Here is a 12,752-nt window from a genome sequence, read left to right as displayed (position 1 = left end):
GTTCAGGAAGAAAATCCGCGCCCATCGCGACCAGCCGTCGCGATGGGCGCCGTCTCCCTGCCGGCGTGCTGCCTTGCTAGAACTCTTCCCAGCCACCCGCATTGGCGGCCAGCGTCGGCTCGATCCGCGGCGACAGCACCGCGGGCCGGCGCACCGGCGCAACCGATGCCGCCACGGCTGCCAGCGCCGGGCGCACCGCGGCGGCGGCGGTCACCGCCCCCGTGCGGAACACCGAAACCGCCTCGGCCAGCAGGTTGGCCTGCTCCTCCATCGAGCGCGCTGCAGCACTGGCTTCCTCGACCAGCGCCGCATTCTGCTGCGTGGTCTCATCCATCTGCACCACCGCCTGGTTGACCTGTTCGATGCCCGAGCTCTGCTCCTGGGAGGCAGCAGAGATATCGGCCATGATGTCGGTCACGCGCTGCACCGAGGCCACGATCTCGCCCATCGTGGTGCCCGCCTGGCGGACCAGTGCCGAGCCGTCGGCGACCTTGCCGACCGAATCCTCGATCAGCCCCTTGATCTCCTTGGCCGCACCCGCCGAGCGCTGCGCCAGCGTACGCACTTCGCTGGCCACCACTGCAAAGCCCCTGCCCTGCTCGCCGGCACGCGCAGCTTCGACCGCCGCGTTCAGCGCGAGGATATTGGTCTGGAAGGCGATGCCGTCGATGACGCTGATGATCTCGGCGATCTTCTTCGACGATGCCTCGATGGCCGACATCGTGGTGACCACCTGGCCCACCACTTCACCGCCCTGGGAAGCAACACCATGCGCGCCGATGGCCAATTGGTTGGCCTGCCGTGCATGCTCGGCATTCTGCTTCACGGTGGAGGTCAGTTCCTCCATCGATGCTGCCGTTTCTTCCAGGTTTGCCGCCTGCTGTTCGGTACGCCGCGACAGGTCGGTGTTGCCAGAAGCGATTTCACCTGCGGCCAGATTGATGCTGGAGGCGCTGGACTGGATGCGGCCGACGATCTGCTTGAGCTGGTCGACGGTGGCGTTGCAGTCATCACGCATGCGCGCGAACACGCCATGGAAATCACCCCGCATGCGCACGGTCAGGTCGCCGCGCGAGATGGCCTGCAGCAGGGTCGAGACCTGCACCAGGTTCTCGTCGGTGGTCTGCATCAGGCGGTTGAGCCCGGCCACCATGTCGCGGAAATCATAGGCGAAGCGATCTTCGTCGCCGCGCAGGCTGAAGTCGCCTGCCGCAGCCGCTGTCGCCAACCGGCGGATCTCGCTGTTGATCGCCGACAGGCTGGACTTGGTTTCGTCCATCGCCTGGGTGATCGCCGCCTTCTCACCGGGCAGCGGGTCCATGTCCACCGACAGATCGCCGCGTGCGTAGTGTTTCATCACCTCGATCAGCCGGTTCTGTACCTGCACGTGCGATCCAACCAGCGCATTGGTCTCATGCACCATGCGCCCGTAGTCACCGGGGAACGCGCTCTCGTCCATGCGGTAGCTGAGGCTGCCGGCATCGTGCTGGCGGGCCAGCTCCCCCTGTGCCGCCATCACCGACTGCAGCTGTGCCTGCATGCGCTGCATCGACTTCAGCAGCTGGGTCACCTCATCGTTGCCGGTGGCGTCGATGCTGCTGTCCAGGCGGCCACTGGCGATGCCGTCGGCCAGCTTCACCGCTCCTTCCAGCGGGCGGGTCAGGCTGCGGGTGATCGCCCAGGCCGCCAACGTCCCCAGCAACAGGCTCAGTGCCCCGAACGCGATCGACAGCGTGCCGGTCCACGATTCAGTTGCGCGGTACTCTTCGCGGCTGCGTTCGGTCAGTGTTTCCTGGTGGCGCAGCAGGGCCGAAATGGATTCATTCCAGGCCGTTGCCAATCCGTGCTCGGCCAGCAGCTCCTTCGCTGCACCATCGAAATCCCCCGCCTTCATGCGCTCATGCAATTGCTGGGTTGATGCATCGGTGGCCTTGCGGGCCGCCTCGATGCGCGCGACCAGGGTATCGCCGGTAGCGTCACGCGGAATCTTGATGTACTTGGCCCAGATACCGTCATAGGTCCGCGACAACTCCTGGGCACGCTGGTAATCCTTGTCGAACTCGTCACCCCGCTTGATCACCATCAGGCGACGATGCATCAGCACCGCGTTGTTGGTATCAAGCATGTCATTCAACAGGCGCATCTTCACCATGTTGACGTCCACCACTTTCTCGAACTGGGCGGATTTCAGCTGATTCCCATACAGCACCAGGCCGACGATGGCCATGATGAACAGCAGCAGCAGACCGAAGCCGGCGCCAAGCCGGGATCCCACACGGAGATTACGTAAGGCAAGCATCTCAATTCCCTTGATCGTGGCCGTACGTTCGATGGCGGCGCAGCGGAGGGAAACTTTACGGGACTTTATATATGGACCGATCCAAATATATGGAACTGTGCAGGCAGTCAGAAAATGCGGCGACCGATAATAGCGCCATATCCTTATCGAATAGCGCTGACACGCCAGCGCCCGATGAAAATCACGCAGGATTAACACCATAATAACGCCACCCCATCCAGGGCGGCCCGGATTATCTGCGCCGGACACAACCGTCGCCCCGGAGGGCTACAGTCTGCAGATGACACGGATCCTGCACATCGAAGGCGCGTCCATCAACGACATCGCCAGCCTCTACGTGGAAATCAATCGTGTATTCATGGCCGACGAAGACTGGCAGCTGGGCGCAAGCCTGGACGCGCTTGATGACCTGCTGCACGGGGGCTACGGCGCGCTCGCCGGTCATGCCACCGCCACGGTGGTGTGGCGCGACATCGCCCACAGCCGCGAGGCACTGGGCCGCGAGACCACACGCGCCTGGCTGCAGTCGAAACTCGATCAGGGCGGCAGGTTCAACGGTCCGGCCATCCACGCTCAGTTGACGGCACTGTCACTTGGCCAGGGACAGACCTACTTCGAGATCGTCATGGAGATCTTCGGCAGCCATCCGCAGATCACCCTGGTGCCAGGCTGAGCACTCTGCAGCAACCAGCCCCCATCAGCTCAAAGCTTGGCCAGGGCCTCGCCCAGCCGGCGTGGGAACGCCACTTCGCTGGCCAGGTGCCATGCGCGTGCATTGGCGCCCAGCCGGGTCCACTCGGCCTCATCCATCGCCAGCGCACGCTCGACGGCCTGTTCCAGCGCCTTCTCATCCACATGCCAGGTCCTGGACAGATGGCAGGGCGCGCCCTCGTGCGCGGCAACCAGGATGCCGCGGCTGTCGTCGATCATCTGATTCATCGGCGCGCCGTCGCAGGTGATCACCACCGCCCCGCAGCTCATCGCTTCCACCAGGTAATGGCCCCAGCCTTCGGTCTGCGACAGGCACAGGTGGAACGCATGTTCGTTCTGCAGGCGCTGCACCTCCTGGTCGGGCAGGCGCTCGCGGACGATCCGCAGGTTCGCGGCCCCGCCCTCATCTTCGTCCGAAGGGCCGCCGCGCAGGATGGTCAGCAAGGGCCACTCTGGGTGCCGCTTCCAGACATTGACGAGTGCAGCCGTCCCCTTCATGCGACTGGTACCAGCTGCATGCAGGAAGCTGCGCGGTCTGCGCGGCACCGCCGGGTCGTAGCGGTCACGGCTGCAGAAACCGACTTCCAGCGCGCGCATGCCCAGCGCATTGAAGATGCGCGTGGCGTCTTCGGTCTTGGTCAACAACGCATCGAACCGCGGCAGGATCCGCAGGCTGCGTGCGGACACCCATTCCGGATTCGGAATCAACAGATTGACCTCGGCCAGTCCGAAGCTTGCCGGCCGGACATGCTCCAGCGAGATGTTGATGTCGAACCGGGCCGGCGTGCGCCCCAGGCTCAGCCACGAGGCCAGCAGCCTGCGCAGGCGCATCCCGCGGAGCTTCCAGGCCCCCCCATTGCGCACCGCGTCCAGACGGCTGACCGTCACCGTGTGCCCGAGCTGCTGCAACGAGCGCTCGATCACCTGGATGTCATGGGACAGGCCACGCTGGTTGTCGGCGGCCAGCAGGTGGATATGCGCCATCAGGAGGGACTCCCTGGCCGGCGCAGGTCGCGCGCAGGCAAGGCGGTCGCCAGCATGAAGCCCAGCACCAGGTAGAAATAGAACGAATGGGGCATCGCCCGGTAGAACACGTTGTCCGTGAACGCCGACAGCGCATAGACGATGACCACGGCAAGTCCGGCGGTGGCGATCATCGCGGTGATGTCGTCGGCGTGGCCGAGACGTCGCACGAAATGAATGCCGGGCAGGATGAAGACCAGCAGCATGATCAGCAGCAACGGCACGCCACCGGTCACCGCCGCTTCCAGGTACTCGTTGTGCGGGTGGTTGTAGCGGAAGATCGACTCGGACACCTCGCCGCGGGCGATGCCCTCACGTGCATAGGTACCGAACTGGTTCAGGCCCACCCCCGCCACGGGATGCTCGGCGAAGGCGTCGACCGCCACGCCCCACATGGCGATGCGCTCACGGACCGAGCCGACCTCGTTTTCCTGGTTGAAACCGGAGATCTCGCCACTGACCTCACCGAAGCGCTGGATCACCTCATGGTTCAGCACCGAGGTGGCACCGACCACGCCAATGACCAGGGCACCGACGAAGGCCAGTGCCCCCCGCCAGCGCCGGGTGCGCCGGACGTGCACCGCAATCACCATCAGCATGGCGGGAATGAACGCCAGGATCGGCCCGCGGCTCTGCGCCAGGATCGAACCGTAGACGCCGACCGCGATGGCCACGCCGTGCAGCCAGCGTTCGGCCGGATGCACATTGGGCTGGATCAACCGGATGACCGAGAACAACGCCATGCACAGCGTCACCATGGTGAACTCGATCGCCGTCCATTCGCCGCCACTGAAACCGTGCGCGCGTTCAAGGCCCATCACGTGGTGCTGCACGATGCACGACCCGCCGAAGACCAGGGTGGACACGGCGAAGATCTTCCAGATCAGGCGCCAGTCCAGCGCAGTGGCGAACACGGCAGCGGTACCCAGGTAGAGCAGTGTCTGCGCCGGCAGATCCAGCTCGTTCCAGCGCAGCCCGTGCCAGAGGATGCTGTAGAAGGCATAGGCCAGGCGCAGGAAGCAGACGATCACGATGAACCGGGCGATGCGGTAGCGCAGGCGGACATCGGGCTGGCGGCGGATCAGAACCACGCCGGTGACCAGCAGGGCCAGCAGCAGCACCGCCTTCAGCAAGGTGTAGGGTGCGGAACCGGCAAGCGGAACGATGGCGACCAGGATGCTCAGCAGGACGGTACGCCAGGTGTAACGAGGTTCGGCGGCCATGCAGGCTGCAGTCATGCTTGTTCTTTCCATCAACGCCCGCCCGGGGGATAAGTCGCCCCGGTTTCCATGGAGGCCGCTTGGCGGAAATCGCCGGGGCTGACACTACCGCGGGCCCCTGGGGAAATCAACCAAAGTGCCGGCGCAGGGGCGCAGGCGTTGGCACACGGACAGCCCCCGGGCCCAGCGCGGGTGCCGCGGATCATCGACCGCCCCAGGTCGCTACACTAATGTCCTCTCCGGCCATGCCTGCGCGTGGCCACGCCCCGACGCCCTGCCCAAGACGCGAAACGCCCCAAGTGACTGATACAAAAGACAACACCAGCAACGCCAAGGCGTCCAAGGAACACACCCCGCTGATGAAGCAGTTCTTCGCGGCCAAGTCCGATTACCCGGACCTGCTGCTGTTCTTCCGCATGGGTGACTTCTACGAACTGTTCTATGACGACGCCCGCAAGGCGGCGCGCCTGCTCGACATCACCCTGACCCAGCGCGGCAGCTCCGGCGGCGCACCGATCCCGATGGCCGGCGTGCCGGTACATGCCTATGAAGGCTACCTGGCACGGCTGGTGGCGCTGGGCGAGTCGGTGGCGATCTGCGAGCAGATCGGTGACCCGGCGCTGGCCAAGGGCCTGGTCGAGCGCAAGGTGGTGCGCATCGTCACCCCCGGCACCGTCACCGACGAAGCCCTGCTGGATGAACGCCGCGACACCCTGCTGATGGCCCTGTCGCGCAGCAAGCAGGGCTACGGCCTGGCCTGGGCCGACCTGGCCGGCGGCCGCTTCCTGGTCAACGAGGTGGAAACCGACGACGCGCTGGAAGCCGAACTGGCACGGCTGGAACCGGCCGAGCTGCTGGTGCCCGATGAAGAGAACTGGCCGGAGTTCCTGCGCCAGCGCACTGGCGTACGTCGCCGCGCGCCGTGGCTGTTCGACGCCGACAGCGGCCGCCGCCAGCTGCTGAACTTTTTCAAGCTGCATGACCTGAGCGGCTTCGGCATCGACGACAAGCCGCGCGCGACCGCTGCCGCCGGTGCCCTGCTCGGCTATGTCGAGGAAACCCAGAAGCAGCGCCTGCCGCACCTGACCTCGATCGCGATGGAAACCGCAGGCGAAGCGATCGCGATGAACGCCGCCACCCGCCGCCACCTGGAACTGGATACGCGCGTCGACGGCGATACCCGCAATACCCTGCTGGGCGTGCTCGACAGCACGGTGACGCCGATGGGCGGGCGCCTGCTGCGGCGCTGGCTGCACCGCCCGCTGCGCCTGCGCGAGGTGCTGGTGCAGCGCCACCACGCAGTGGAAACCCTCATCCACCGCGGCAGCGACGCCGATATCCGCGAGCAGTTCCGCCGCCTCGGCGACCTGGAACGCATCCTCACCCGCGTCGCACTGCGTTCGGCGCGTCCGCGCGATTTCTCCACCCTGCGCGATGGCCTGGGCCTGCTGCCGGCGGTGCGCGACGTGCTGGCGCCGCTGGATTCGCCGCGCCTGCAGGCCCTGCATGCCGCGCTGGGCGAACACGATGAGTGCGCGCAGCTGCTGGCCAGCGCCATCGCCGAAATGCCGCCGCTGAAGCTGAGCGACGGCGGCGTGCTCGCCGATGGCTTCGATGAAGAGCTGGACGAGCTGCGCCGCCTGTCCACCCATGCCGACCAGTTCCTGGTCGACCTGGAACTGCGCGAGCGCGAGAGCAGCGGCATTCCCACCCTGAAGGTGGGCTACAACCGCGTGCACGGCTACTACATCGAAATCAGCAAGGGCCAGTCCGACCGTGCGCCGGTGCACTACACCCGCCGCCAGACGCTGACCAATGCCGAGCGCTACATCACCGAAGAACTGAAGGCGTTCGAGGACAAGGTGCTGTCCGCGCGTGACCGCTCGCTGTCGCGCGAGAAATACCTGTACGAGCAGCTGCTGGATACCCTTGGCACGCAGCTGGAACCGCTGAAGCAGTGCGCCGCTGCGCTGAGCGAACTGGACGTACTGGCGGCCTTCGCCGAACGCGCGCAGGCGCTGGACTGGGCGCGCCCGGAGCTGCAGGCCGAGCCGTGCCTGAAGATCGAGCGTGGCCGCCACCCGGTGGTCGAGGCGGTGCGCGAGCAGCCGTTCGAACCCAATGATCTGGATCTGCATCCGGACCGTCGCATGCTGGTCATCACCGGCCCGAACATGGGCGGTAAATCGACCTACATGCGGCAGAACGCGCTGATCGTGCTGCTGGCCCACATCGGCAGCTTCGTGCCGGCCAGCCGTGCGCTGATCGGCCCGATCGACCGCATCTTGACCCGCATCGGCGCCGGCGACGACCTTGCCCGCGGGCAGTCGACCTTCATGGTCGAGATGGCCGAAACCAGCTACATCCTGCATCACGCCACCGCCCATTCGCTGGTGCTGATGGACGAGATCGGCCGTGGCACGTCCACCTACGATGGCCTGGCGCTGGCCGACGCGGTGGCCCGTCACCTAGCCTACCAGAACCGCTGCTACACGCTGTTCGCCACCCACTACTTCGAGCTGACCGCGCTGGCCGACGAGCAGCACGAGGGTGGCCGCAGCGGCATCGCCAACGTGCATCTGGATGCCGTCGAGCACGGCGAAGCGCTGGTGTTCATGCACGCAGTGAAGGACGGCCCCGCCAACCGCAGCTTCGGCCTGCAGGTGGCCGCACTGGCCGGCCTGCCGCGCGCCACCGTGGCGCAGGCGCGTCGTCGCCTGGCCGAGCTGGAGCAACGTGGCGGTGAAAGCCATGCCGCCGAACTGGCGCCGCAGGCGCTGGATGCGCCACAGCAGTTCGGGCTGTTCGCAGCACCGTCGAACAAGGCCCAGGAAGCGCTGGCCGCCATCGACCCGGACGAGCTGACCCCGAAGCAGGCGCTGGAAGCCCTGTACCGGTTGAAGGCGCTGCTGTAACCGCAGCGCACGCCCAAGGCCTCCCCGCCTACCTTGCGGGAGGCCCATCGAAAGGTTCTGCAAATCCGATTCTGAGTTTCAATTGACAGAATCTATCAACCTGAATGGATCATTCGATTATTCATTTCATCTGGCCCTAGCTAAAGTCGAGTGAAGATGTTCCATCCCGTCTTCACCCGCAGGAGCCAGCCATGAGCCAGTCCGATAACAACAGCCCCAAGTGCCCGTATCACACCGCGCCGTCGCCTGCGGAAGGCGCCCAGCAGCAGCGTGAACTGAGCACCACGCCCAAGCAGAAGCACGGCGATGATCCGGTCACGCCGATGACCACGGCCTTCGGCGCACCGGTGGTGGACAACCAGAACAGCAAGACCGCCGGCCCGCGTGGCCCGCTGCTGATGGAAGACGTGTGGCTGCTGGAAAAGCTGGCCAACCTCAACCGCGAGATCATTCCCGAGCGCCGCATGCATGCCAAGGGCTCGGGCGCGTTCGGCACCTTCACCGTCACCCACGACATCAGCAAGTACACCCGCGCCAAGCTGTTCGAGAAGGTCGGCAAGCAGACCGAGATGTTCGCCCGCTTCACCACGGTGGCCGGCGAGCGTGGCGCCGCCGACGCCGAGCGTGACATCCGCGGCTTCGCGCTGAAGTTCTACACCGAAGAAGGCAACTGGGACCTGGTCGGCAACAACACCCCGGTGTTCTTCCTGCGCGACCCGCGCAAGTTTGCCGACCTCAACAAGGCGGTCAAGCGCGACCCGCACACCAACCTGCGCAGCGCGCGCAACAACTGGGACTTCTGGACGCTGCTGCCCGAAGCCCTGCTGCAGGTGACCGTGGTGATGAGCGACCGCGGCATTCCGCGCAGCTTCCGCCACATGCACGGTTTCGGCTCGCACACCTACAGCTTCACCAACGCCGACAGCGAACGCTTCTGGGTGAAGTTCCACTTCGTCAGCCAGCAGGGCATCGAATCGCTGACCGACGCACAGGCGCAGATCCTGGTCGGCCATGACCGCGAAAGCCACGGCCGCGACCTGTTCGCCGCGATCGAGAAGGGCGACTTCCCGAAGTGGAAGCTGTTCATCCAGGTCATGCCGGAGCTGGACGCGGAAACCTACCGCGTGCATCCGTTCGACCTGACCAAGGTGTGGCCGAAGAGCGACTATCCGCTGATCGAAGTGGGCCAGTTCGAACTGAACCGCAACCCGGTCAACTGGTACCAGGACGTGGAGCAGTCGGCGTTCGCACCGAGCAACCTGGTGCCGGGCATCGGCCCGTCGCCAGACAAGATGCTGCAGGCACGCCTGTTCGCCTATTCCGATGCGCAGCGCTACCGCCTGGGCGTGAACCACCACCAGATTCCGGTGAACGCAGCGCGCTGCCCGGTGCACAGCAACCACCGCGATGGTGCGATGCGCGTGGACGGCAACTACGGCGGCCTGCCGCACTACGAGCCGAACAGCTACGGCCAGTGGCAGGAGCAGCCGCAGTACCGCGAGCCGCCGATGAAGATCCGCGGCGACGCCGACTTCTGGAATTTCCGCGAGGACGACGCCGACTATTTCAGCCAGCCCGGTGCGCTGTTCCGCAGCTATAACCAGGCACAGAAGGAGCGCCTGTTCGCCAACACCGCCCGCGCCCTGGGCGATGCGCCGGACTTCATCAAGCAGCGCCACATCGACAACTGCAGCAAGGCCGACCCGGCCTACGGTGCCGGAGTTGCCGCGGCGCTGAAGGCGCTGGCCAGCCAGCCGTCGGATCCGTTCAAGCCGGCGCAGCCGGAAGCGGACTTCCCCACCGCCACCCCGGGCGCCGAAGACATCGAGCTCTGATCGCCCTGCCCCGTGTACGGCACGCCGCCTCCCCGTGAGGCGGCGTCGCCGTTTTAACGGTCCGCGTCGTACCTTCTGCACGCCCAACCCCAATCAAGGATTCCGCAGATGAGCCTGACCGATGAACTTCTCGCCAAATTGCAGGGCGCCCCGCTGCAGCAGGTGTCGCAGCAGCTCGGCATCAGCGATACCCAGGCTTCCGGCGCGATCAGTGCCGCGCTGCCGGTACTGATGGGCGCGCTGGGCAACAACGCCTCGCAGCCACAGGGCGCGCAGGCACTGCTCGGCGCCTTGCAGAACAACCACAGCGGCCTGGACCTGGGCGGCGTGCTCGGTTCGGTGCTGGGCGGCGGTGGCGCCAGCGGTGGCGCTGCCAGCGACGGCGCCGGCATCCTCGGCCACATCTTCGGCGGCAACCAGCAGAAGGTGGAAACCGGCCTGGCCCAGGCCACCCAGCTCGACAGCGGCCGTACCAGCCAACTGCTGCAGATCCTCGCGCCGATCGTGATGGCCTTCCTCGCCCAGCGCCTGGGTGGCGGCCAGGCCGATGCCAGCTCGCTCAGCCAGGCCCTCGGCCAGGAAAAGCAGCAGGTGCAGCAGCAGGGCGGTCTTGCCGGTGGCCTGCTCGGCAGCCTGCTGGACCAGGATGGTGATGGTCAGCTGGGCGTGGGCGATCTGCTCAAGCTGGGCGGCAATCTGCTCGGCGGCAAGCGCTGAGGGAAAGCCTGGCCGGACATGGGCCGGCGCTACCGGCATCGCCATGGGTAGCGCCGGGCCAGGCCCGGCGGCTTACCGGTTGCCCGCCTTCAAACGCTGCAGGATCGGTGCGAACAAGGGCGCCTGCATCGAGCGCGGCGGCTCGACATGGCCGCCCTTTTCCTGCGCCTGCCAGTACGACCACGGCAGCGGCTTGTCGCCCAGTTCGTAGTCCATGCCGTCCCAGCCATCCTCGCGGAAGGCGTAGAAGGCCCAGTGCACCTTGTCCTGCTCCAGCACCTGCAGCACATCCTGCAGGTAGCGGCTGCAGTCCGGCCACCGCCGCATGCAGCCGAATTCGGCCACCACCATGCGGTTGGCACCGACGCCATGCGAGGCGGCCCACGTCATCGGCTGCTGCAGGTAACGGCGTACACGCGCCGCATCCCAACGCTCGCTGCCTGCACCGAACGGCACCTGCGCCGGATAGCGCCAGGGTTTGGCACGCGTCTGGTTCGGTGCACTGGTTGCTGCATACGGCTCGTACATGTGCACGCTGTACAGCAGCTTCGAATCCGCCAGCGGTGCCGGCCAGTAGTTGAAACCGTCGGCGGCGGCATACCAGCCCGCATCCAGCATCAGCGGCATCACGGTGTCGACCTCGCGGATGCTGGCGATCAGCTCCGAGTAGAAGCGGCGCAGATCGCGTGGGCCGTCCTGCACTCCGGCATACCACCGCTGCATCGCCTCGGTGGACGCATGCTCGGCCAGGCCTGCACCGTACTCGGGCACCGGCTCATTGATGAGGTTGTAGGCGGCCAAGGCAGGATGACCCTTCAGCGCCGTGGCCAGGTCATGCCAGAAGCGACGGGCCGGCACATGGTTGTCGAAGGACTGCCACAGGCGCTGGTCGACCACATTGCCGTTGTGCTGCTTCCAGCGCAGCAACGGCAGCGACAGCGGCGTCAGCACCACTTTCAGTCCGGCCGCATCGGCGTCATCCAGCACCCGCCGCAGCGTGGCCAGGTCGGCCGGAACCAGTCCGCGATAGTCATCGGCGTTGCCGATCAGGAAGTCACGACCGCCCTGCCCCTTCCACTTGTCCGGCACCAGCCGCACCCAGGTCGCACCGGTCGCACGCAGCGCCTCGAAGTATTTCCGGTCCGGAGGCGACATGTTCATGCTGTTGCCACCGCGTTGCGGAACGTCCCAGAAGGTGATGTCGGCAGCGTGCAGTGGCGCCGCAGCAAGCAGGGACAGGCATAACAGCAGACGACGCATGGGCAGGCCTCCGATAGGTGAAAAACCAGCCTGCCCAGCGCAATCCGAACGCACCGTGACCGGCGCTTTGTTTCGCACCGCGATAGGAACAATCCGTTGGAATCAGGATTTCGCTAGAGCGCGTCGATGTCACCCAAGGCCCGGATCAAACGCCGCGCGCGCTTGTCCGGCTTGTGTTCCGGCGGCTGGAAACCATCGCGTGCGGCAATGCGCAGTGCACGCTGTTCGGCACGGCGTGCCTTCGAGGCCTCGCTCTCTGCATACAGCTGCTGCGCCGCCGGCGCGGGCCCACGCTGATCGCTCAGCCCCAGCACCTGGATCTCGAAATGTTCCTCGCCGCGGTCGACCTGCAGCTGCTCACCGACGCGCACTGCGCGTGAGGATTTCGGGCGCTGCCCGGCGACGCTGACCTTGCCGGTTTCGATGGCCTGCTTGGCCAGGCTGCGGGTCTTGAAGAAACGGGCCGCCCACAACCAGATGTCCAGGCGGACACTGGGCGACAGCGGGGAAAGCTCGGGCATTGGTGCGTGCTACTCCGGTGGCTTGTTCAGGGGACGCGGATGATCGGGGTCAGTGCGGCAACCGCTGCCCCCGATCAAGGTGGGTACGCCAGCAGACAGATCCTGGCGCTGGCTGCCGACCAGGCACTCGGGGCGGTCGGTCGGCCGCACCTGGGTATCGCCCAGCCGGTCACCTGTCGAACATGCGGCCAGTGCGGTGCCGATCAAGGCCATCGCCAGGCTCCATTTCACCTGCAGTCGTTGATGCATTG

At 66.0% G+C, this 12,752-nt stretch carries 10 protein-coding genes; 4 read left to right on the top strand and 6 right to left on the bottom strand.

Annotated features, from left to right (window positions below; translation table 11 throughout):
• Window positions 1-76 precede the first annotated feature (76 nt).
• Window positions 77-2,299: a methyl-accepting chemotaxis protein gene (locus MG068_RS05865; protein WP_132809613.1), complete on the bottom strand. Its 2,223-nt coding sequence runs from the start codon at window positions 2,297-2,299 to the stop codon at window positions 77-79.
• Window positions 2,300-2,579: 280 nt separating this feature from the next.
• Between MG068_RS05865 and MG068_RS05860 the strand changes: the two genes are divergently transcribed.
• A complete protein-coding gene (locus tag MG068_RS05860; RefSeq protein ID WP_049462356.1) occupies window positions 2,580-2,972 on the top strand; it encodes a barstar family protein in 393 nt (130 codons plus the stop codon).
• 29 nt (window positions 2,973-3,001) lie between these two features.
• On the opposite strand, the gene MG068_RS05855 is transcribed toward MG068_RS05860, so the two are convergent.
• Window positions 3,002-3,994 (bottom strand): glycosyltransferase, encoded by a 993-nt coding sequence (locus MG068_RS05855; protein ID WP_132809611.1) that lies wholly within the window; start codon window positions 3,992-3,994, stop codon window positions 3,002-3,004.
• On the bottom strand, window positions 3,994-5,271 hold the full coding sequence (locus tag MG068_RS05850; protein ID WP_032127545.1) for an O-antigen ligase family protein: 1,278 nt from the start codon (window positions 5,269-5,271) through the stop codon (window positions 3,994-3,996). The genes MG068_RS05855 and MG068_RS05850 overlap by 1 nt, the downstream gene beginning before the upstream one ends.
• Before the next feature lie 227 nt (window positions 5,272-5,498).
• Here MG068_RS05850 and mutS point away from each other — a divergent pair, with 227 nt between their 5' ends.
• The 3 genes from mutS (at window position 5,499) to MG068_RS05835 (ending at window position 10,720) form a co-directional block, all read left to right on the top strand.
• Window positions 5,499-8,168 carry a DNA mismatch repair protein MutS gene (gene mutS / locus MG068_RS05845; protein WP_489686044.1) on the top strand — a complete coding sequence of 890 codons (2,670 nt, stop codon included), beginning with the start codon at window positions 5,499-5,501 and terminating at the stop codon, window positions 8,166-8,168.
• Between the two features lie 191 nt (window positions 8,169-8,359).
• Entirely contained in the window at window positions 8,360-10,003 is a 1,644-nt protein-coding gene (locus MG068_RS05840) for a catalase (RefSeq protein ID WP_132809607.1), read from the top strand.
• A 108-nt stretch (window positions 10,004-10,111) separates the two neighbouring features.
• Window positions 10,112-10,720 carry a DUF937 domain-containing protein gene (locus MG068_RS05835; RefSeq protein WP_132809606.1) on the top strand — a complete coding sequence of 203 codons (609 nt, stop codon included), beginning with the start codon at window positions 10,112-10,114 and terminating at the stop codon, window positions 10,718-10,720.
• A gap of 72 nt (window positions 10,721-10,792) precedes the next feature.
• Here MG068_RS05835 and MG068_RS05830 read toward each other — a convergent pair whose 3' ends face one another.
• The 3 genes from MG068_RS05830 to MG068_RS05820 form a co-directional block, all read right to left on the bottom strand.
• Window positions 10,793-11,980, bottom strand: a complete 1,188-nt coding sequence (locus MG068_RS05830) for a glycoside hydrolase family 5 protein (protein WP_132809604.1) — start codon at window positions 11,978-11,980, stop codon at window positions 10,793-10,795.
• Window positions 11,981-12,093: 113 nt separating this feature from the next.
• Entirely contained in the window at window positions 12,094-12,501 is a 408-nt protein-coding gene (locus MG068_RS05825) for an RNA-binding S4 domain-containing protein (protein ID WP_110711637.1), read from the bottom strand.
• Window positions 12,502-12,510: 9 nt separating this feature from the next.
• Window positions 12,511-12,750, bottom strand: a complete 240-nt coding sequence (locus MG068_RS05820) for a hypothetical protein (protein ID WP_032127550.1) — start codon at window positions 12,748-12,750, stop codon at window positions 12,511-12,513.
• Window positions 12,751-12,752: the final 2 nt, after the last annotated feature.

Source organism: Stenotrophomonas sp. ASS1 (genome assembly GCF_004346925.1).
GTDB lineage: Bacteria > Pseudomonadota > Gammaproteobacteria > Xanthomonadales > Xanthomonadaceae > Stenotrophomonas > Stenotrophomonas maltophilia_A.
Note: the sequence above shows the minus strand (reverse complement) of the source record. Positions and strands in the feature narration are given on the sequence as shown.